The organism is Caulobacter sp. P1_B12_2 (genome assembly GCF_056406675.1).
Window position 1 is genome coordinate 1 of sequence record NZ_JBFTZS010000019.1, and the last position, 21,616, is coordinate 21,616.

Annotated in this window: 18 protein-coding genes; 13 read left to right on the forward strand and 5 right to left on the reverse strand. The window is 70.1% G+C overall.

Annotated features, from left to right (window positions below):
• The 7 genes from AC1DZ6_RS02315 to AC1DZ6_RS02345 form a co-directional block, all read left to right on the forward strand.
• The coding region (locus AC1DZ6_RS02315; protein WP_477095576.1) for an energy transducer TonB at positions 1–463 on the forward strand (463 nt) is incomplete at its 5' end.
• 10 nt (positions 464–473) lie between these two features.
• Positions 474–1,196: a MotA/TolQ/ExbB proton channel family protein gene (locus tag AC1DZ6_RS02320; protein WP_477095577.1), complete on the forward strand. Its 723-nt coding sequence runs from the start codon at positions 474–476 to the stop codon at positions 1,194–1,196.
• Positions 1,197–1,198: 2 nt separating this feature from the next.
• Positions 1,199–1,648, forward strand: coding sequence for an ExbD/TolR family protein (locus AC1DZ6_RS02325; protein ID WP_477095578.1), 450 nt, complete (start codon positions 1,199–1,201; stop codon positions 1,646–1,648).
• A 27-nt stretch (positions 1,649–1,675) separates the two neighbouring features.
• Entirely contained in the window at positions 1,676–1,951 is a 276-nt protein-coding gene (locus AC1DZ6_RS02330) for a PepSY domain-containing protein (protein WP_477095579.1), read from the forward strand.
• A gap of 7 nt (positions 1,952–1,958) precedes the next feature.
• Positions 1,959–2,420, forward strand: coding sequence for a hypothetical protein (locus AC1DZ6_RS02335; protein ID WP_477095580.1), 462 nt, complete (start codon positions 1,959–1,961; stop codon positions 2,418–2,420).
• A gap of 223 nt (positions 2,421–2,643) precedes the next feature.
• Positions 2,644–4,341: a ShlB/FhaC/HecB family hemolysin secretion/activation protein gene (locus AC1DZ6_RS02340; RefSeq protein ID WP_477095581.1), complete on the forward strand. Its 1,698-nt coding sequence runs from the start codon at positions 2,644–2,646 to the stop codon at positions 4,339–4,341.
• A gap of 27 nt (positions 4,342–4,368) precedes the next feature.
• Complete coding sequence (locus tag AC1DZ6_RS02345; protein WP_477095582.1) at positions 4,369–10,719, forward strand: YDG domain-containing protein; 6,351 nt, start codon at positions 4,369–4,371, stop codon at positions 10,717–10,719.
• Here AC1DZ6_RS02345 and AC1DZ6_RS02350 read toward each other — a convergent pair.
• On the reverse strand, positions 10,716–10,982 hold the full coding sequence (locus AC1DZ6_RS02350; protein WP_477095583.1) for a hypothetical protein: 267 nt from the start codon (positions 10,980–10,982) through the stop codon (positions 10,716–10,718). The two genes, AC1DZ6_RS02345 and AC1DZ6_RS02350, sit on opposite strands and share 4 nt — an antisense overlap.
• A gap of 479 nt (positions 10,983–11,461) precedes the next feature.
• Here AC1DZ6_RS02350 and AC1DZ6_RS02355 point away from each other — a divergent pair, with 479 nt between their 5' ends.
• The 4 genes from AC1DZ6_RS02355 (at position 11,462) to AC1DZ6_RS02370 (ending at position 15,305) form a co-directional block, all read left to right on the forward strand.
• The gene (locus tag AC1DZ6_RS02355) at positions 11,462–12,097 is read left to right on the forward strand and encodes a response regulator (RefSeq protein ID WP_477095584.1); all 636 of its coding nucleotides are present in this window, start codon (positions 11,462–11,464) and stop codon (positions 12,095–12,097) included.
• 84 nt (positions 12,098–12,181) lie between these two features.
• A complete protein-coding gene (locus AC1DZ6_RS02360; protein ID WP_477095585.1) occupies positions 12,182–13,546 on the forward strand; it encodes a DUF1254 domain-containing protein in 1,365 nt (454 codons plus the stop codon).
• Positions 13,543–14,370: a DUF2092 domain-containing protein gene (locus tag AC1DZ6_RS02365; protein WP_477095586.1), complete on the forward strand. Its 828-nt coding sequence runs from the start codon at positions 13,543–13,545 to the stop codon at positions 14,368–14,370. The genes AC1DZ6_RS02360 and AC1DZ6_RS02365 overlap by 4 nt, the downstream gene beginning before the upstream one ends.
• Positions 14,367–15,305, forward strand: a complete 939-nt coding sequence (locus AC1DZ6_RS02370; RefSeq protein WP_477095587.1) for a hypothetical protein — start codon at positions 14,367–14,369, stop codon at positions 15,303–15,305. Before AC1DZ6_RS02365 ends, AC1DZ6_RS02370 begins: the two co-directional genes overlap by 4 nt.
• Here AC1DZ6_RS02370 and AC1DZ6_RS02375 read toward each other — a convergent pair.
• From AC1DZ6_RS02375 to AC1DZ6_RS02390, 4 genes are all read right to left on the reverse strand, one after another.
• Positions 15,302–16,021 carry a hypothetical protein gene (locus AC1DZ6_RS02375; RefSeq protein WP_477095588.1) on the reverse strand — a complete coding sequence of 240 codons (720 nt, stop codon included), beginning with the start codon at positions 16,019–16,021 and terminating at the stop codon, positions 15,302–15,304. The genes AC1DZ6_RS02370 and AC1DZ6_RS02375 overlap by 4 nt on opposite strands.
• Before the next feature lie 124 nt (positions 16,022–16,145).
• Positions 16,146–16,892, reverse strand: a complete 747-nt coding sequence (locus AC1DZ6_RS02380) for a sensor histidine kinase (RefSeq protein WP_477095589.1) — start codon at positions 16,890–16,892, stop codon at positions 16,146–16,148.
• A gap of 128 nt (positions 16,893–17,020) precedes the next feature.
• Positions 17,021–17,701: a DUF3313 family protein gene (locus AC1DZ6_RS02385; RefSeq protein ID WP_477095590.1), complete on the reverse strand. Its 681-nt coding sequence runs from the start codon at positions 17,699–17,701 to the stop codon at positions 17,021–17,023.
• Between the two features lie 150 nt (positions 17,702–17,851).
• Positions 17,852–19,135, reverse strand: coding sequence for an OprO/OprP family phosphate-selective porin (locus AC1DZ6_RS02390; RefSeq protein ID WP_477095591.1), 1,284 nt, complete (start codon positions 19,133–19,135; stop codon positions 17,852–17,854).
• Between the two features lie 524 nt (positions 19,136–19,659).
• Between AC1DZ6_RS02390 and AC1DZ6_RS02395 the strand changes: the two genes are divergently transcribed.
• Positions 19,660–20,898 (forward strand): DcaP family trimeric outer membrane transporter, encoded by a 1,239-nt coding sequence (locus tag AC1DZ6_RS02395; RefSeq protein ID WP_477095592.1) that lies wholly within the window; start codon positions 19,660–19,662, stop codon positions 20,896–20,898.
• A gap of 23 nt (positions 20,899–20,921) precedes the next feature.
• Positions 20,922–21,616, forward strand: a 695-nt coding sequence (locus AC1DZ6_RS02400; RefSeq protein ID WP_477095593.1) for a glutaminase, incomplete at its 3' end; no start/stop codon positions are given.

Below are 21,616 nucleotides of genomic sequence, written 5' to 3' on the forward strand. Positions count from 1 at the left end.
GCCCAAGCCCACGTCCTCGCCGATGACCGCGCCGCCGCAGGAGCCCGAGCCGCGACGCGAGGCGCCCAAGGCCGCCCAGCCCGCGCCCGCCGCGCCGGCGTCCAACACATCGCCGTCCGCCGCCGCGTCGCCGTCGACCCGCGCGGCCGGCGATCCGGGCGCGACGTCGACTGTCCCGCCGAACTTCAGCGCCGCCTACCTGAACAACCCCCTGCCGGTCTATCCTCCGGCCGCGAAGTTCCGGGGCCGTCAGGGCACCGTGGAGCTGCGCGTGCAGGTCAGCGCCGACGGCGCGCCGACCCAGGTGCTGATCAGCCGCTCCAGCGGCAACGCGGACCTCGACGACGCCGCCCGCGACGTCGTCAAGAAGCGCTGGCGCTTCGTGCCGGCCAAGCAGGGCGACCGCGCCGTTGTCGGCTGGGTGATCGTGCCCCTGGAATTCTCACTGACCAAAAGTCGTTGAAAGACTGAAGATGCAAGACGCTCAAGGCCTCGGCCATTTCATCTCCCAGGCGGACCTGGTGGCCCGATCGATCCTGGTGATCATGGCCGTGGCCTCGCTGGCCAGCTGGTACCTGATCATCACCAAGTCGATGGCCAGCGCCCGCACCCGCGCCCGTTCGGCCAGGTTCCTGAAGTTCTTCTGGGACGCGCCGTCCCTGGCCGCCGTGGCCCGCCACCTGGAAGAGACCGGGCCTGACGAAGCCTTCTCGCACCTGGCCTTTCAGGGCATCGCCGCCGCCCAGCACCACGACCGCCACGGCGCCCACCGCCTCAACGAGGCCGGCACCCAGGGCGAGTTCGTGACCCGCGCCCTGCGCCGGACCATCGACGAGGAGACCTCGCAGATGGAGTCGGGCCTGACCATCCTGGCCTCGGTCGGGGCCACCGCGCCCTTCGTCGGCCTGCTGGGCACGGTGTGGGGCATCTATCACGCCCTGCTGGCCATCGGCGCGTCCGGTTCGGGCACGCTGGACAAGGTGGCCGGCCCGGTGGGCGAGGCCCTGATCATGACCGCCATCGGCCTGGCCGTCGCGATCCCGGCGGTGCTGGGCTACAACTTCATCGTCCGCAGCAACCGCATCACCCAGTCACGGCTGGACGGCTTCGCCCACGACCTGTTCACCTTCCTGGTGACCGGCGCCAAGGTCGGCTCGACCGAAGCGCCGGCGCCCAAGCGCCTGCAGGAGGCGTAGGGGTGGCGTTCGGCGGTTTCGAGGGCGGGCGCCGCAGCGCCCCGATGGCGGACATCAACGTCATTCCGCTGGTCGACATCATGCTGGTGCTGCTGGTCATCTTCATCGTGACCGCGCCCCTGCTGACCAACGCCGTGAAGATCGACCTGCCCAAGGCCACCAGCGCGCCGGACACCTCGCGCGATCCGGCCGTGCAGTTCGCCATCGACGGCGGCGGGCAGTTCTACTGGGACGGCCAGAAGATCGACCGCGAGCAAATGCTGGCGCGGTTCCGCGAGGCCGGCGGGCGCGACAAGCCCCCCGAGCTGCACCTGCGCATCGACCGGCACGTCCAGTACGAGACCCTGGCCGACGTGATGAGCGAGGCCAGCAAGGCCGGCGTCGCCAAGGTCGGCTTCGTCACCGATCCGTCCGGCGAGGTGACCACCACCGCCGCCGTTCCCAAGCCCTGAACCCAAGCTTTGAGCCAGGAGCTCTCGATGAAGAAACTGCTTTGCCTGGCGCTCGCCGCCACGGCCCTGATGATCGCCGACACCGCCCTGGCCCACGGCCCGGTCTCGTGCCCGGCCGCCCCGCGCGCCGAACGCAAGCCGGCCGCGCAACTGACCAAGCAGCTCAAGGACAGCGGCTGGCAGATCCGCAAACTGCAGATGTACAACAACTGCTACGAGGTCTACGGCTTCGACGACAAGGGCCGCCCGGTCGAGGCCTTCTTCGATCCGCGCACCCTGGCTCGCATCGCCGTCCAGCCCTGACTCCGGGATGACCACGCCCGCCAAATCCGCCGCCCCCGTCTGGCTGAGCGCGGGCCACAAGCTGCTGGCGGCGGTGGTCGGCCTGAGCCTGTGGGCGTCCGGCGGCCTCTGGCTGATCTACCACTACTTCCTGCGGACGGTCGGCGAGTGGGGACCCGAGCCCAACGTGCTGGAGCCCTGGTGGCTGAAGCTCCACGGCCTGTTCGCCTTCCTGGCGCTGTGGATGCTGGGGCTGTTCTGGACCGTCCACATCGTCAAGGCCTGGGGAACCGGCCGCCGGCGCTGGTCAGGGCCGATCCTGCTGGCCTGGGTCGCGGCTCTGGTGGTCACCGGCTATCTGCTGCTCTACGCCGGCGACGACGGCGCCTGGGGCCTGGTGTCGCCCGCCCACTGGATCGCCGGCTTGGCCCTGCCGGCCGTCTATGGCGTTCACCGCCTGCTGTTTCGCCTGACCCGCCCGCGGGCCTAACCTTGAAAATGCAAGGCTTTTCGGCCCAGAGGCAGGGCTAGGCCGCCGCGCGCCGGCGCACCGGGTACAGTTTCAGCGCCCGACTGTTGTTCCGCGAACACTGTTACCTACCCGACATTTGCGCCATAGTGCCGCGGAATTAGGCGACGCTACGTGCGATAGTCGGAGGGGCGGCTTGCGAGTTTTGTCCAGGATGAGCCGCGCCTTCAGGGGCGCGGGCGCAATGACGTGTCTGAGTGCGGCGTGCCTCGGCGCGACCCTGCTCGCCGTGACCCCGGCCGCGGCCCAGGTGGCCCTGCCGTCCCGCCAGGAACTGGATCCGGCCCGCGCCGCGCCGATCGCGGCCGCGCCGCGCGGCGACCTGTTCAAGGGTGTCGAGGCCGGGCCCTGCGCCTTCCGCGACAGTCCCGTCAAGGTCACGCTGAAGGCGGTCGAGTTCCACGGCGCGACGGCCGGCGCCCTGGCGTTGTCGGACCAGGTCCTGGTCTCGACCTATGCCGAATTCATCGGCCGCGAGGCGCCGGTCAGCGTGGTCTGCGACATCCGCGACCGGGCCGCGGCGCTGTATCTGCGGCGCGGCGTGCTGGCCAGCGTGGTCATCCCCGAGCAGCGGATCGCCGAGGGCAAGCTGAGCCTGACCGTGGTCGAGGCGCGCATCGCCTCGGTCAATTATCACGGCGACGCGGGACCGGCCCAGAAGCAGGTCGTGCGCTTCCTCGACCATCTGCGCGGCATGGCCCCGTTTGATCTGGACGTCGCCCAGCGCTACCTGCTGCTGGCCTCCGACGTGCCCGGCGCGCGCATCCAGTCGGTGCTCAAGCCCTCGCCGCAAGGCCAGGGCGCGCTGGACCTGGACATCACCATCGCCCGCGACGCCGTCGACGGTTCGGTCGTGGCCCAGAACTAYGGCTCCAAGACCGTCGGCCGCGACCTGACCCTGGCGCGACTGGACCTCAATGGCTTCACCGGCCTGGGCGAGCGGACCTCGATCCTCGGCTACGGCACGCTGTCCAGCGACGAGGAGCGGGTGATTCAGGTCGCCGAGCGGTTCTTCCTCGGCGGCGACGGCCTGGCGGCCGACCTTTCGGGCTCATGGGCCTGGACCCGGCCGGGCGACGTTCTCAAGCCGCTGGACCTGGAGGGCGAGTCGTTCGCCGGCGGCGTCCGCCTGACCTATCCGCTGGTCCGCCACCGCCGCCACAACCTCAATATCGGGGTCGGGCTGGACTGGATCGACCAGAAGGTCGAGTTCGGCGGCGGCGCGGCCGTCCTGACCGACGACAGTCTGCGGGTGTTCTTCCTGCGGCTCGACGRCCACTACGCCCCGGCCAGTCTGGCGGCCCATTCGGTCGCCGCGACCGGCACGGTCGAACTGCGCCAGGGCGTGCACAACCTGGGCGCCAGCCGCTATGGCGAGCTGACCGCCTCGCGCTTCCTGGGCAAGCCCGACGCCACGGTGCTGCGGGCCGAGGGCGAGGTCGGCGGCCGCGCCGGACCGCTGATCGGCAAGCTGAAGGTCGCCTGGCAGCACACCGACGATCCGCTGCTGTCCTACGAGGAGTACGGGATCGGCAACCTGACGATCGGACGGGGCTACGACCCCTCTGCGGCCTCGGCCGACCGCGCGCTGGCGGCCACGTTCGAGGTCAGCACCGTCGCCTTGCCCCTCCCATTCTTGTCGGGAGGGGGCGGCCGCGCCGCCTGGCGGCCCTACGCCTTCTACGACGCCGCCGAACTGAAGAATATCGGCTTCGGCGCGAACAAGCTGGACCTGGCCTCGGCCGGGGTCGGCGTCCGCGCCCAGATCACCTCCCGGGTGGCCTTCGACCTGACCTGGGCCAAACCGTTCGACAGTCCCTACGGCGTCGGCGACGAGCCGTCGTCGCGCGTCCTGATCTCCCTGTCCGCCGCCCTGTTCTAGCCTGCTGAAAGTTCCGGAGCGTCCCTCATGACCTCGCTGCCGATCCGTCCGATCTTCTCTCGCACCGCTCCCGCGCGCCGGACCAGCCTGCTGGCGGCCTCGGCGCTCATCAGCTCCTTTGTGGGCGGCGTGGCGACGATGCTGGCCCAGCCGGCMCTGGCCCAGACCTTGCCGGGCATCCCGTCGGCGGCCAGCATCACGGTCTCCACGGGCGGCTCGCAGCCGGTGATCACCGCGCCCACCGCCAACGACCTCGACATCGATCTGAACGCGCCCCGCACGGTGATCAACTGGGCCAGCCTGCACGTCAGCGGCGCCGACGCCATGACCTTCCACTTCGACGCGTCCAGCGACATCGTCCTGAACAAGACGACCAGCCAGATCGCCATCGACGCGGGCGGGACCGTCTCGGGCCTGGTCGGCGCGTCGGCCGGCGGCAACATCTGGTTCTACTCGCCGCAGGGCGTGATCGTCTCGCCGGGCGCGGTGATGACGGGCGGCGGCTTCCTGTTCAGCCGCGGGACGGGGATCGTGGACGCGGGCTTCGTCGACGCCGCCGATCCGCTGGCCAATCTGCGCGCCGCCACCAACGCCCTGATCCGGATCAACTCCATCACGTCGGCGACCAGCGCGTCGATCGACGCCAGCGGCAACGTCCTGCTCAGCGCCTCGAGCGGCGCCCTGAACGTCGGCATCGCCGCGGGGACCACGGTGGATSTGAGCACCACCTCGGGCTCGATCACCGCCAGCGAGGTCAGGGCCACCACCGGCGCGGCGTCGGTGACGTCCGGCGGCCCGGGCGCGACCGTCACCTCGATCACGGGCGCGACCGGCGTGACGGTCTCCTCTGACTCCAACACCTCGGTCGRTTCTGCCACCACCACGACCTCGGGCGACATCGACCTGAGCAGCGGCGGCTCGGTGTCGCTGACCCTGGGCAACTCGGCGCGCGACACCCTGCTCACCGCCCCGCTCATCTTCCTGAGCACCCTCGACGCCGGGCGTGACGCCATCCTGACCGGCGATACCGGCGTCACGGTGACCAACCGCATCTTCGCCGGCGACGACATCGAGCTGACCGCCTCCAACGGCGACATCACGGCCGGCGGCGCCTTCTTGAGGTCGACCGGCGCCGGCGCCAGCGACGACGCGCACATCCTTCTGCGCTCCGACACCGGTTCGGTCACCGCCACCAACACGCTCCAGACCCAGGGGACCGGCACGCAGGCCGGCGACATCACTGTCCAGGCGGCGACGACCGCCAGCGCCGGCGCGGGCACCGCCACCCGCGACCTGATCGTGACCGGCGTCACCGCCAGCCTGACCAGCGGTTCGGCGTCCCGCGACGTCTTCGTGACCGCCACGACCGGCGGCGCGACCGTGACCACCGCGGCCACGGCCGGCGACGACGTCGAGATCACCGCGACCACCGGCGCCGTTTCGGCCGGCGGCGCGACCCTGAGGTCCACGGGCGTCGGCGCGGCCAACGACGCCCACGTCCTGGCGCGCTCGACGGGGAACACGGTCAATGTCGGCACGGCGCAGACCCAGGGAACCGGCGCGACGGCCGGCGACGTCATCATCAGCGCGGCGACGACCGCGAGCCTGGGCTCGGGCGGCGCCAGCCGCGACCTGTCGGTCAGCGGCGCGACCGCCAGCCTGACCAGCGGCGACGCGGCGCGCGACTTGTTCGTCAGCGCCACCACGGGCAACGCCACCGTCACCACCTCCGCCGTCGCGGGCGACGACGTCGAGGTGACCACCGTCAACGGCGACGTCGCGGCCGCCGCCGCGACCCTGAGGTCCTCCGGCCTGAACGCCGGGGGCGACGCCCACGTGCTGGCGCGGTCGACGAACGGCGCGGTGGCCGTGGGCGCGGGGATGACCCAGGGAACCGGCGCGGGCGCCGGCGACGTCACCTTCGACGCGGGCGACGCCATCACGGCGGACTCGGCGCAGTCGACCCGGGATGTCGTCGCGACGGCGGCGGGCGACATCGACCTGGCCTCGGCCACGGCCGCGCGCGACATCACGATCACCTCGAACGGCGGCCAGGCGATCCTGCGGGCGGCCGTGCTGACGGGAACGGGCGCGGGCCACGACCTGTCGGTCACGGCCGTCAACGACGCGGTGCTCGGTGATCCCGACTATCTGGCCATCACGACCGCCAACGTCTTCACCCGCACCGGCGGAAACACGGGCACGGCCAGCGTCAGGTCCACCGGCGGCGGCGACGCCAAGGTCCACCTCGACACCAGCGCGGCGATCGACACCCTCGAGGGGGCGAGCGTCGATGTCACGATCAGTACCGGCCCCGCGTCGTTCGGCGCGATCACGGCCAACACCGGCAACGTCTATGTCGAGGCCGTGGACGGCGCCCTGACCGTCGGTTCGGCCTCGGCGGCCAGCGGCGACGTGGAGCTGTACAGCGGCGGCGGCGACGACCTGACGGTCACCGGCCTGGTGCACGGCGCCGGGCTGGTCGACATCGAGAGCGACGGGCTGCTGAACCTGACCGCGACCGGCGCCGTCACCAGCGACGACCAGGTGGTGATGGGCGGCGACACGGTGACCCTCGCGGGTTCGGTGCACGGCGACRGCCCGGTCCAGATCGGCGCCAACGGTCTGCTGGACGGAACGGCGGCCACCCTGATTTCCAGCGGCGACGACCTGACGATCCTCGGCGGCACGGTCGATGTCGGGACGCTGGAGGCCGACGGGATCATCGGGGTGGTGGCGAGCGACGGCGACGCCGACGTCCAGTCGGCCCACGCCGGCGTCGCGGTCACGGTCGCCGCGTTCACCGCCAACGTCTTCGTCGGCTCGGCCGAAGCGGACGACCAGGGCGTCGCCGTGCAGGCGGCCGGCAACGCCGTGGTCGACCTGGCCAAGGTCAACGGCGCCAACGGGGTGATCGTCGTGCAGGCCGATGGCGACGCGACGCTGCGCGCCGGCGAGGCGGCCCTCGGAATCCTGGTCGAGGCCACGGACACGGGGACGGCGACCTTCGGCGCGGACAGCGCGGCGCTGATCACCAACGCCAACTACGCCTTGACCGGTCCCGCCTCGGGCTGCGGTTGCTCGCCGGCTCCGGACGGGCTGCAGGTCTATTCCGCGTTCGGCGACGCGGTGGTCAACGCCTACTCGGTCAGCAATCCGATCGTCCTGGTCGCCTCGGGAGAGTCCAACAGCGCGACCGTCACCCTGAAGACCGGCGACCTGAAGATCGACGAGCTGGCGGGCTACAACATCAAGCTCGAGGCGCAGGCGGGCAAGCTGGAGACCGGCGCGGCCTTCAGTAGCGGCGGCGATTATACAATCACCGCCCACGACTTCCTGGGCGACGTGCTGACCCCGACCCTCACCACCGGCGCGGTCCACGACGTCACTATCACCGACACTCTGGGCGACCTGGACCTGGGGAGCCTGGCTCTCCACGCCGACCGCAAGCTGACGATCGCGGCCCTGGACGGGGCGGTGACCGGCGCGGCGCGATTGTCGGCGGGTAGCGGGTTGAACGATGGCCGGGTCGTCGTGACGGGCGAGGGCGTCGCCCTCGACACGATCACAAGCGATGGCCTGGTGACCCTGGACGGCGGAAACGGTCTGGTTGACGTCGCCACCAGCCTCGACGTCTGGGGAAACTACACTCTGCGCGGCGGCGATTTCGCGAACGCCGCCCTGAGGCCTCAGGGGAGCATGCTCGGAACCTGGAACATCAGCGACCAGATCGGCGGCTTCGACTTCAGCGGCAAGACCCTGCACTACGGCGGCGCCGTCCTGCTGTTCGTGCACGGCGTCGTCAACGGCGGCGACATCACCGTGGACGCTGGCAACATCTATGCCGAGGTCGACAGCGGACACCTGGGCACGCTCACCGCGCCGATGTTCGTCGGGGCGACCAGCGTCGAAGGCGGCATTGACGTGGACCTGATCCGGGCTGGTACGACCGCTCGGGTCTGGGCCACGGACTTCGGCACGGCTCACCTGGGCGCGGCGATCATGACCGGCACGGGCGCTCCGCAGGTGCTCGTCAAGGCCTTCGGCGGCGACGCCATCCTGGGGGCCGCGACGCCGGGCGCGATCACCGCCGCCAACGTCGTCACATCGACCGGCGCGACCTCGACGGTCGATGTGACCGGTGCGACGGGCCGGGTCGACGTCAACCTGGATCATGTGACGAACGCCACCCTGACCACGGTCGAGGCGTCGAACGCGGTGAACATCAAGGTCGTCAACGGCCCGCTGGCGATCGGCGCCGTGACCTCGACCAACGGCGCGGTCACGATCAACGGCCCGACCGGCGCCCTGACCGTGGACCAACTGACGGCGCACTCGACCTCGCGGATCAATGCGATCGGCGACATGCGGCTGGTCGCGGCCGACGCCGACGCCCAGCTGACCCTGCAGTCGCTGGCCGGCGGCGTGCGGCTCGGCGACGGGACGCCCGGCCGGGTGATCGACGTCGGCGGCGGGCTGACCCTGCAGGCCTTCACCGACATCGTGCAGGAACAGGGCGCGCTGAAGGCCGATACGCTGACCGTGAGCGCGAGAAGCGGGGTCACCCTGCTGGGCGACAACCTGATCCCGAACCTGCTGTCGGTCACCGTCTCCAACGGCGGCTTCGCCTATCATGGGACCAGCGCCTTCATCGTGCAGGGCGTGGTCGACGTCCAAAACGGGACGGTGGACCTGAGGTCCGACGSCACGATCGGCCAGAACCTGGCCGGCGTCATCCTGGCCCGGAAGCTGACCGGCTCCTCGGTCGGCGCCGCCAATTTCCGCGCCGCCAACGAGATCGTCGAGCTGGGCGATTTCACCAACACCGGCGGCTTGTTCAAGCTGGTCGACAACCGCGCCCTGACCGTCAGCGGAACCGTGCTGAGCACGGGGACCCTGTCGATCGCCTCGCACGGCGGCATGACCATCGCCGGCACGGGCACGGTGCGGGCCAACGGCGCGGGCGACGCGGTGGTGCTGGCCTCGGACGGGGTGTTCACCAACGCCCGCGGGGCCGACGCCGTGACCGCCACCAGCGCCGGCGGGCGGTGGCTGATCTACACCCAGGCGTTGGGCGATCCGCAGGGCTCGACGGAGGGCAACACGTTCAACGGACTGGTCGGCAAGAGCTACTACGGGGCGGCCTACAACTTCGCGGCCGCGGGTTTCACCGTGGGCCTCGGCGCCGGGAACCGCTTCGTCTACGCCTACCAGCCGACCATAACGGTGACGCCCGACAGCAAGATCGTGACCTATAGCGGGGCGATCCCGTCGCTTTCGGCGACGGTCACCGGCCTGGTCAACGGCGACCTGTTCACCGACGCCTGGACGGGCGCCCTGGTGATCGACGGCGCGACCAGCAAGAACGTCGGGACCTACAGCCTGACCGCCGTCACCGGCGGCCTGACCTCGGATCTCAACTACGCCTTCGCCGCCGGCCCGTCCGGGTCGCTGCGCATCGATCACAAGGCCCTGAGCGCCGTGCTGGACGCCGACGACAAGACCTATGACCGCACGACGGCCGCCACGGGCGCGGTTCTGCTGACCGGGGTGGTCACGGGCGAGAGCGTCACGGCCGGCGGAACCTACGCCTTCGCCGACCGCAACGCCGGGACCGGCAAGACCGTCACCGCCTCGGGCGTGACCCTGTCGGGCGCCGACGCCGGCAACTACACCCTAGCCTCGGTGGGGGCGGGTTCGGCCGACATCCTGAAGAAGAGCCTCGCGGGGACCCTGACCGCCAACGGCAAGACCTATGACGGCTCGACGGCGGCCTCGGGCGYGATCGGCCTGACGGGCGTCCTGGCCGGCGACACGGTCACCGCCGCGGGGACCTACGCCTTCGCCGACCGGAACGCCGGGGCCGGCAAGACGGTGACGGTGTCGGGCGCCGCCCTGGCCGGCCTCGACGCCGGCAACTACAGCCTCACCGGCGTCAGCGCCGGCCTGGCCGACATCCTGCGCCGGCAGGTGACGGTGGCGGCCGATAGCACGTTCAAGCCGTTCGGCCAGATCGATCCGCCCCTGACCTATCGCGTCACGGTGGGAACCGTGGTGGCGGGCGACGCCTTCACCGGCGGCCTGACGCGCGCGGTCGGCGAGATCGCCGGCGACTATGGGATCACGCGCGGCACGCTGGCCCTGTCGGCGAACTACGACGTGACCTTCACCGGGGCGGTGTTCACGATCCGGTCGCTTCCGTCGAACGAACCGGGCGGCTCGCCGGGGCTCAAGCACCTGAGCCAGTCGCCGGACTTCACCCTGGACTGGGATCCGGAAACCCATCTGTCGACCGAGGGGCAGACCTGCCCGGGCGGGAGCTGTCCGCCCCAGGCCGCCGTCTCGGGCGGCGGCAAGACGATGGCGGCGCTGCGCTAGGGGGTGGCGGGCGGCGAGGCGTCAGCCTCCGGCTTCCGAGCCGGCGCCTCGCGGTCGACCTCGCAAGGGCCGCTGGTCTGGTTCAGGCCCGAGGCGCCGACCGTTTTCCAGGATCCCTGGCCGCTCGCCTGATCGACGCGAAGCGTCAGGATCAACGAGGCCGAAGTAATGACGCCTTCCAGGCGCTTGCGATCGGCCGTGCAGCTGAAGACCTCGCACAGATTGGGTCCGAACGCCTTGTCGGCCGGTCTCCATTCCTGCAACAGCCGAGGCGCGACGCGAAAGGTCCGTACGGCCTGCGTAGGACTATCGATCCGGCAGCGCAGGACCCAGGCGCCGCTCGCCGAAGCATCCGCGAGACCTTGAGCGGACAGGGAAAATATAAGGGCGGCCAGCAGCATGGAGGACCTCCGATTTCGGTCATCATGCGCCGAGCGAAGCCTCGCGCCCCTTAGGTGAACGCCTGAGATGGATTGGATGTTTATGCGGATGGCGCCGGAAGGCCTCGGGGTGTCTGGTCTTCCCATCGAAACGAGCAGTTGAGGGCCGTTCGGGGGCGGGGGCGTCCCTTGGACGGAAGGGGCGGTCAATCAAGAAAAACCCGCGTCCTGGTCCATGGGTTGGCGTTGAGGGGCATGGTTTCGCGAAGACCGCGTGAGCGGTCCTGTCCCTGTCTCGCCGGCGGTCGAACGGTCGAACGGCCATGCTCCGAGTGCGGCGCATGTCCACAGGGAGGGGCGTAATGCTGCGAATTCTGATCGCCGACGACCATGACATGGTCCGTCGGGGCGTTCGAAACGTCATCGAGGACCATCCTGGATGGATGGTCTGCGCCGAAGCGGCGGACGGCAAGCAAGCCCTGGACCTGGCGCTCAGCGAAAAGCCGGACATCGCGATCCTGGACGTGTCGCTGCCGATCCTGAACGGCATCGCCCTGACCCGCCTCCTGCAGAAGGAGTGCCCCAAGATCCGCGTCCTGCTGTTCACGATGCACGACGACGACGAAACGGTCAGCAGCGCGCTGGCGGCCGGCGCCCGAGGCTATGTCCTGAAGTCCGACACGGGGACGAACCTCGAGGGCGCGATCTCGGCCCTGCACGTCAACCGGCTCTACTTCTCGTCCCCGGTTTCGGAGTTGCTGCTCTATGCCGCGCTCAACGAACGCAAGAGGTCCCGGCTGGAAAGCTTCACCACGCGCGAGCTGGAGGTCGCCCAGCTGATCGCCGAGGGCAAGGTCAACAAGGAGATCGCCCGCCAGCTGAAGATCAGCATCAAGACCGTGGAAAGCCATCGGGCGGCGGGCATGCGCAAGGCCGGCGTGCGGACGGCGGCGGCGTTCGTTCGCTTCGCGATAAAGCACAAAATGATCGAGGCCTAGGTCGGCAACCCCGGCGCCTCCGGGTTCGGCCTGATACCCCGACGGCCGTGATCTCGAAACACTCCGTTTGTTCGGAGGCCCACGGTGACCAAGCAGATCTTCAAGCCAAGAGGGCAGAACACGACCCGGGCGGTCGCGGCCAATGTCTTCTCGCTGTGCTTTCCCCTGTTCCTKGTCGATGCCGTTCGGCGGGCCCATCCCATGGCGCCGCAGCAGTTTCACCTGCTGCCGCCGGACAGCGCGGACCTGGCGCCGGGGCTCATGGAGGACGATCCCTGCATCGTCATCGCCAGCGCCTGGATCGACCTGACCGAAGGGCCCATGGTGCTGCACCTGCCGCACGCGCGGGGGCGGCATTTCGACCTGACCCTGATCGACACGGCCGGCGAGCCGTTCGCCAGCCTGGGAACCCGCACCGACGCCGACGGCGGCGTTGACGTCGTCGTGGTCGGCCCGCGCTGGAGCGGCGAGACTCCGCGCGCCCTCCTGGCGCGCCGGGCGCCGAGCGACGCCTTCTGGGCCGTCAGCCGCGTCCATGCCCATTCGCCGCTCGACCGCACGGAGGCGCTGGCGATCGCCGGGAACCTCAGCACCAGCGCGATGATCCGGCGATCGGACCACCAGGCCGGTCACGCCACGGCTCTGGAGCCGCCCGCCGTCTCTTGCCTGCGGCAGGTGATCGAGCTGGGTCCCGCCGTCTTCTTCCATCGTCTGGACGCGGTGCTGGACCGCGCCCCGATCGACTTCGAGCGGTCCACCCGGCCGCTGCTCGACCAGTTTCGTCGCGACCTGGGCGGGCCGCCGCCGGCCGCCAACTGGTCGCCGGACTTGGCCAAAGCCCTGGAGCTGGGGTTCGCGGACGGCCTGGCGGCGATCCGCGCCGCCACCGCCGCGCTCTCGGAAAGCCGAGGCGTCGGCTGGCACGCGGTGGCCGTGCCCCTGCCTGACGAGTCGGGCGCGTCGCTGGCCCAGGCGGGGCGCGCCTATTCCAGCCTCGGCGCCCCGGTTCGGGAAGAACAGCTGACCCTGGTCTGCGAACATGACGATCACGGCCGCCCGCTGCGCGGCGATCGGGGCGCGCGTCTTCGCTTCGCGCCCGACGCCCTGCCGCCCGCGCGCGGCTTCTGGCGCCTCTACGTCCGACCGGCGGCCTCCGAGGACAAGCGCCACGGGATCGGAGACCGCGGCGACCTCAGCCTCGACGACGACGGCGCGCTCGACCTGATCATTCAGGACAGGCCGCCCGCCTCCGGCGACCTCGCCAACTGGTTGCCCGCGCCGCGCGGCGAGCTGTGCCTGGTCATGCGGTTGTACGGACCCCGCGAGCCCGCCCTTTCCGGCGCCTGGCGCATGCCGCCGGTCGAGATCGTGGATCAGGCCGACGAAAGCCCCGGGCCACGCGCCGACGCTTTGGAAAGTCGAAAGCCAAACAGGAGGACTCCGCCATGAGACCACTGCCCTTCGTCGCCTGTTGCGTCCTGAGCGTCGCGACGGCGGCGGCCTTGCCGTCCCTGGCGTCGGCCCAGGCCAAGCCGGCGACGCCCGCCGGCTCCACGGCTCCGGCGACCGCCCCGGATGACGGCCTGGTGGCCCCCGAGGTCGAGGCCGAAGCCCGGCAAGCCCTGGAGCGCATGAGCGCCTATCTGGGCACGTTGAAGAGCTTCGAGATCAAGACCCAGACCAGCCTGGACATCGTCACCGAGACCGGCCAGCGGGTGCAGCTGGACGGCACGGCCCACTACAAGGTGCGCAGCCCGGACGGCTTCGTCATCGAGGTCGTCACCGACCTGAAGAGGCGGACATTCTTCTACGACGGCAAGACCTTTACGGTGTTCTCGCCCGAGCATGAGTTCTACGCCTCGGTCTCGGCGCCGCCGACCACCCTGAAGATGCTGGACCTGCTGTGGGACCAATACGGCCTGGCCCTGCCCCTTGAGGACCTGTTCCGTTGGAACGAGCTCAAGAGTCGGCGCGATGACGAGCTCACGGGCGCTTTCCTGGTCGGTCCCGCCACGATCGACGGCGTGCTCACCGACCAATACGCCTTCCGCCAAGGCGAGGTGGACTGGTCGGTGTGGATCGAGCGGGGCGCTCGCCCGCTGCCGCGCAAGCTGATGATCGTCGACCGCTCCCAGGCCGAGCAGCCCGCCTATGTCGYGCGGCTGGCCTGGACGTTGAACCCGACCTTCGCGGCCGACACCTTCACCTTCCGCGCCGGCCCCAAGGCCAAGTCCATCCGCATGAGCACGCTTGAGACAGGGAGCACGCCATGAAAGTCCGCATCCCCCACGTGATCGCCATTTCGGCCGGGGTCTTCGCGTCAATGGCGCTGTACGTCGACACCAGCGACGCTGGTCGAGGCGGCGGCGGCGGGCGCGGCGGCGGAGCCCGTGGCGGCGGCATGAGCAGCATGAGCCGGGGCAGCAGCGGCGGCTTCAGCCGAGGCGCCTCCTCGATGGGCAGCGGCCGCTCCAGCTACAACCGGGGCTCGTCGGCCGGCAGCAGCTTCAGCCGACCCTCCGCGGGCACGCGTCCCAGCACGGGGGCCGGCGCGGGCGGCGGCTTCGGCGGCGGCTCCGCCAGTTCGCGTCCCAGCACCGGCGCGGGCGCGGGCGGCGGTTTCGGCGGCGGCGCTTCCGCCGGTTCACGTCCCAGCACCGGCGCTGGAGGCGGTCGAGACACAGCCAGCACCCGGCCTTCCGGCGGCAATCGCGGCGACGGCAACCGGGGAGACGGCAATCGCGGAGACGGCAATCGCGGCGATGGAAACCGCGGCGACCGGCCCGACCGGGGCGACAACGCCATCGGCGGCGGCGACCGCAACACCAACATCAACAACAACACCAACATCAATATCGACGACGGCTGGGGCGGCTGGGACGATCACTTCCATCACCCGATCGCGGCCGGCATGGTGATCGGCGCCACCGCCGCCGTCACGGCCGCGGCCATCACCGCGCCCTATCGCTATTACGGCGCGGCCTACTACTCGCTGCCGATGGGATGCGGGGGCTATCCGTACTACGGCGTGTCCTACTATCGCTGCGACGGCTACTACCTGGAACCGCGCTACGAGGGCGACACGGTGGTCTATATCACCGTGCCGGATCCCGCCGCGGCGAAGGCGGCGCCCTCGACGACGCCGTCCGCGCCGGTTCCCTCGACGCCGCCCGTCGCGCCGGTTCCGAGCACGCCGCCCCAGCCCTAGCGGGGCGGGGCGAGGGCCGGCGGCGGCGGCCTGCCGTCGGTCAGCGAGAACAGGCCCATCGACGCGGCCGGGATGGACAGGATCAGCTGCAGGCCGATCAGCCAGGTGACGATCGACACGGCGGCGAGAGTGAAGCGCACCGAGCTCTGGCGGAACACCTGGCCGATGCCGCCGAAGAACATGGCGGTGGCCAGCACCACGCCCGCGCGATTGTAGGCGTAGGAGGTGCGGCTGGCCGCTTCACCCAGGGCGAACTGGCTCTCGGCCTCCTTCTCGGCCCGTTCCGCCTCGGCGAAGCCGGGAGGATGGTAGCTGTCCATGGCGAACGGGGTCGGGGGCGCCTTGGGGTCGCTGAACGGACGGGTGTCCAGCCAGGCTTCGAACTGATCGTGGAAGTTCGCCGGCATGCGGGTGCGGTAGAACTGCGCCAAGGCGTCATTGCCGCGGCTCTTGGCCTCGATCCAGTCGCTGAACAGATCGATCTGCACGGCGCGGACCATGTCGCCTTCGAACCTGGCCCTCGAGGCCGCGCCGCGCTCGAAGTTCGCGCGGCCGAAATGGACGCTCTGCATGCCGTTCCACATCGCGCCCTGGTGGCTGGCCCACGAGGCCATCAGGCCGGCGACCGACAGGACGATGGCGGTCACCGTCTCGATCAGGCTGGCCCTCGCCGAGGCGGCCGCCGCGCTGTCGTTCGCATCGGTCTTGCGGATCATCCTCGTCCTCCGCGGGTCCCGTCCGAAGAAGGGCCCCGCACGGATGCGGGGCCAGTTCCGAAGGCGTTGAAAACCTCCTGGTCCACCCAGGGGAGGGAGGAGGGCGGACCGTGCAAACTCGCGCTCAACGCGGGGCGCGGCGATCCGTGATTACCCTGACGGCGGCCACGGAGACGCCGGGGGCGGCCGGTCCGCGGGGGCGGCGGCGAGGCGAGGTGGCGGGGGGCCTGGACCCGATGGGCAACGCGGCGACGACGACCGTGCCGCGACCCGGGCAGGAGATCTCGACCCGGCCCTTCAACTGGGTCGCGCGCGTGCGCATTCCGGCCAGGCCGACTCCCGACTCCAGCTCCGCCGGCTCGCCCCGCAGCAGGGCCTCCACGCCCTTGCCGTCGTCGCTGACCCGCACGGTGAGGACGCCGCGCTCGCTGATCAGCTCCACGTCCGCGTGCTGAGCATCGGCGTGCCGGTAGACGTTGGAGAGCGCCTCCTGGACGATGCGATAGGCCGCGTGCTGAACGGGCGCCGGCGCCGCGTCGATCGGGCCGCGGATCAGCACGCCGACGGTCAGGCCGGTGCGCGCGCCGAAGCCGTTCACGAACCCGCTCACCGCGCGCGACAGCCCGTTCTGCTCCAGGCCGGCGGGCTTGATCAGGTGGGAGAGGACGCGGATCTCCTTGACGACCTCGCCGATCGACATCGACATGTCCTCGAGCACTTCGGCCGCCTTGTCTTCCGAGACCAGCGGCCGCAACCGTCCCAGCGACAGGTTCAGCGCCGCCAGGTGCTGGCAGGTGGAGTCGTGCAGCTCCAGGGTGATGCGCGCGCGCTCCTCCTCCTGGGCGGCCAGAAGATCGCAGGCGCGGATCATCGACAGGCGATCCCTTCCCGGCGACTTCGGCAAGCGGGCCCAAGACGGTCCAAGGGCGGTCTGGTCTTGCCGGTGGGACATCTTGAGAGTCCTTACTGTTGGCGCACGGATGGAACGACCCGAGGATCCTAAGGCGCGGTCCCCGCGAACTGTCCCGCGTCGTTGATCGGCGCGCGGGCCTTCAACTCGTTGAGGCCCCGAATACTAAGTTCGGCCCACCGCTCGACCAGTCGCCGGAAATCCATGCGGTTGGTCATGCGGTTGCGCTGGCCGATCGTATTGTCGCCGGCCAGGCGCCGATCGATGGCGCGGCCCAGCAAGGCGTTAGTCTGCGAGTCCCGCACCTCCACGAAATAGGTCGCCTCGCCGGCCTCGTTGGCGAAGGTGTAGGTGCGGCCGGGCTCCATGGTGTCCGGCGCCGTCACGCGGATATCGAGCACGCCCGTTCTCAGCAGCAGCACGTCCGGTCCCGCCTCGGTGACCACCGGATAGCCGCCCTTGTTGAATTCCTCCGCGAAGATGCCGCCCGCGGCGGTGACGCCTTGGGCGATGGCCTTCTGAACGTCCTTTTCGGAGATGTCTCGAGAGATGCCGATGCCCTGGCTGTTGTAGTCGCGGCGCCAATTCTTTTCGACCGACACCTCTGTAGGGGCGAGCATGACCTTGGTGTAGCCGGTGAAGGTCGCGCCCGGCGCGAGATAGACCAGGTCGAAACGCTTGGACTTGACCTGCAGCAGGCCATCCCAGGTCTTGGGCGGCTTGGCGGCCAGCGCCGGTGTGGCGGTGACGGTGGCGGTGGCGAACGCCAAGAGCGCCGCCGGAAGAAGCTGTCGACGATCCATGTTTTTCGGCCTCGATCTGCTGAACCTAGGCAGCACCTTGCCGACGAGGACCACCATCGGGGAAAACCCTCGGACCGGCGCCGCACACCCCCAGGTAGCTTGTCGGGTTTCGATCCCTCAGAAGGCGTATCGGACGCGCAGGGCCACCACATCCAGCGTTTGCCCGATCTGGACGCCGACCGGCGGGGTCAGGGGGGCGGCGCCGAAGGGCTCTGGGTTGTCGGGACCGGCCGGGTTCAGGCGGTCCACCCGCACGTGCATGACGTTCAGCATCAGGCGGATCCGGTCGGAGGGATACCAGTTCAGCGCCCCGCTGAGGATGGCCTGGTCGCCGCCCCGGACGCCGCCGGGCGGCGGCGGCGCGCCGAGATCGCCGGCGTTCCAATTGGCGTCCATCCGGCTGTAGCGGAAGGCCAGCTCCCAGGCGCCCCAGCCGCCGGCGCGCAGGGGGCGCCGGGTCTTGGGTCGTCCGAACACGGCGCGCGTCTGGTCGAAGCGTCGCGCCTCGCCGGTCAGCATCCAACTGCCTTCCACGTAGAAGCCGAAGAAACGCGGATCGCCCGCCGCCTCGGCCTCCGCCCGCGTCACCGCGAAGTGGAAGAGCTCGGCCTGCAGGAACAGGTTGCGGCGACGGGCGGCGAACTCCAGGCCCAGCACCCGGGCGTGGTCCGCGATGATCTCGCCAGTGTCGAGCAGGGGCGTGTCGTCGACCCTCACCTCCGGCGTGGCGGCCAGTCGGACGCCGACCCCTCGCGACTTCTGGCTCTCGCCGGGGGACAGCACATAGATCAGCGATCCGCCCACATGCAGGCTGGAGTCCGCCGTCGGATAGAAGGCCCGCGACGTTCGCCCGATGATCGCCCCCCTGGGCGAGCGGTCGTCCGTGTGCAGCACGGGTCCCGTCAGGCTGACGGCGGTCATCCAATTGCGGGTCGCGCGCCGCACGGTGAGGCCCAGGCGACCGTCGCCGCCGCCCAGGCTCCGCGCCAGGTTGGCCGCTGTCGCCCTTTCCAGGAAAGGATTGGCGTCGGTGCTGGTCGCGTCTTCCATGTTGGAGAGCTGGGGATAGGCGCCGACGATCAGCACATATGGCGCGAAGCGGCTGTAGCGGGCCCAGACCTCGGCGATGCGGGCCTCGCCCTGCTCGTCGCGGCCGCCGATGTCGAACATGGCGCGATACGAGAGGTTGTCGCCCCACTGGCCTTCGCCGCCCAGGCGGGCCTTGCGCAGGTAGGAGCCGTCGGCCAGGGCCCGGGCGTTCGGGGCGTCACCGCTGCCGATCGGGCCGCGCCGGAAGTCGGTCTCCAGCGGGCCGGCGGGGTCCTGGGTGTAGTCGGCGGCGTCGAACTGCACATAGCCCCGGAAGGTCCAGGGCCCCAGGCTGAAGTCCTGGTCGAGCACCGAGAGCAGCTTCAGGGGGACGGCCAGGAGGCCGCTGGGCGTTTCCGCCTGGGCCTCCGCCGAAGCAGCCTTCTGCCGGCCTTGCCCGGCGGCGGGGACGGGAGGCGTGGGGGTGGCGCCGCTGGCCTGGGGAGGCGGCTCGCCCGGCGCCGGCGTCGTTGCGAGCGCCGCCGCGACGAGCAGCGCCAGGGTCAGAACCGGTCTCCGGCGAGGCGAAGGCGCGAAGCCGTTGGGTGGCCGGCGACGGAGCGGGGGTAGGTCATGGGAAGCCTCCGGGTTTGTCGCCACCGTCGGGTGGGCCGGAGGCCTCGGCCATCGGGCGTATTCCCGAGCCGCCGGGGCGCCGACGCCCGAGCCGCGTCGCATCGCGACGCTCGGCCGGTGGCAGGCGAGGCCCGGGCAATCCACCTCCGGGCGTATCAGGCGTTCACCGGATATTTTTCGCCGTGGGTCGGCTCCTAACCTGAGACGTGACGAGCGGGCCAAGCCCGCCGATCACCGGGTCTTACGAGAGGGGCGACAAGATGAGACTTCTCCATGGGCGGCTCGGGCCGTTGCTGGCGGCGACCGCGATCGTGGGCTTCGCCGGCGCGGCGCAGGCGGCCGACGAGCCGAAGTTCGAAGTCTATGGCTTCGCGCAAGTCGACTTCACCCAGGATTTCATGCGGGTGAATCCGAAATGGGACGACGCCCTGAGGCCCTCGAAGATCCCGACCACGGAAGACACCTTCGGCGACAACGGCCAGACCTCGATCAGCGTCAAGCAGAGCCGGTTCGGCGTGCAGGCGCAGCAGGAGATCGCCGGCAAGCCCCTGAAGGTGAAGTTCGAGTTCGACCTGTTCGGGGTCGGCGGCGATGAGGGCCAGACGACCTTCCGTCTCCGCCACGCCTACGGCCAGTGGGGCCCGGTGCTCGCCGGCCAGACCAACAGCGTGTTCATGGATGGCGACATCTTCCCCAACACGATCGAATACTGGGGACCGACGGGGATGGTGTTCGTGCGCACCCCGCAGATCCGCTACACCTTCACGTCGGGCGCCAGCCTGTTCGCGATCGCGGTCGAGAAGCCCGGCAACGACATCGACCCGGGCAATATCCGCACCGTCGATCCGGCGCTCGGCGACGACCTGCAGGGCGATGAGGAGTTGCCCGACCTGACCGGTCATTACCGCTACGCGGGCGACTGGGGCCACGTGCAGTTGGCGGGCATCCTGCGCCGCGTCGGCTATGAAACGGCCGGCACGCCCAACAACGAGCCTTCGTCCCACAAGATGGGCTGGGGCCTGAACCTGACCTCCAACATCAAGGCCGGCCAGAAGGACGTCGTCCACCTGGGCGTCGTCTATGGTGAAGGCATCGCCAGCTACATGAACGACGGCGGCACCGACATGGGCCCCAAGGCCAAGCCCGGGATCTCGCAGCCGATCGTCGGCGCGCCGCCCGTGCCGCCCGGCTCGCTGTACGGCGACGTGCTGCCGCTGCTGGGCCTGACCGCCTACTACGATCACTACTGGAACGACCAGTGGAGCAGCTCCGTCGGCTGGAGCATGACCAAGGTCGACAACACCAACTTCCAGGCGGCGGACGCCTACCAGACGGGGCAGTACGCCTCGGCCAACGTCCTCTACACGCCCGATCCGCGGATCCTGGTCGGCGCCGAGCTGCTGTGGGGCGAGCGCGAGGACTTCAACGACAACAAGGGCGACGATCTGCGGATCCAGGTGTCCTTCAAATACAGCTTCTCGAGCAACGATTTCAAATAATTAGCACACTGGAGGGCAATCCGATGTTGCAACGAAACGCCTCGCGCCGGGACCTCGCCAGAGGGATCGCCGCTCTCGGTTTCGGCCTGACGGCGGGCGCCGGACTGGTCGCCGCGCCGGCCTTCGCCCAGCCCAGCGGCGCCGCCGCGGCGGAGGCCGCGGTCAAGGCCGCCTACGACAAGTTCAAGGGCCTCAACGAAGGCAAGAACGCCGACTACATCCCCGCCCTGGCCAAGGTGCCGTCCAACTATTTCGGCATCGCCCTGGCCACGCCGCAGGGGGCGCTGTCGACCGCCGGCGACATCACGCCGACCTTCTCGATCCAGTCGATCTCCAAGGTCTTCACCCTGGCCCTGGTGTTCCAGGAATCCGGCGAGGATCTGATCGAGAACAACATCGGCGTGGACGCCACGGGCCAGGTGTTCAACTCGATCGTCGCGGTCGAGCAGTATCGCGGCAAGGAGATGAACCCGCTGGTCAATCCCGGCGCCATCGCCACCACCGGCCTGGTCAAGGGCTCGCCCGAGGAGGTCTGGAAGAAGATCCTGGCGCTGCATTCGGACTTCGCCGGCCGCCAGCTGTCGGTCGACCAGGAGGTCTACAAGTCCGAGGCCGACACCAACCAGCGCAACCGCGCCATCGGGGCGCTGATGTGGGCCTATGAGCGGTTCTCCAGCGATCCGGCCGTGGCCACCGACATCTACACGCGTCAGTGCGC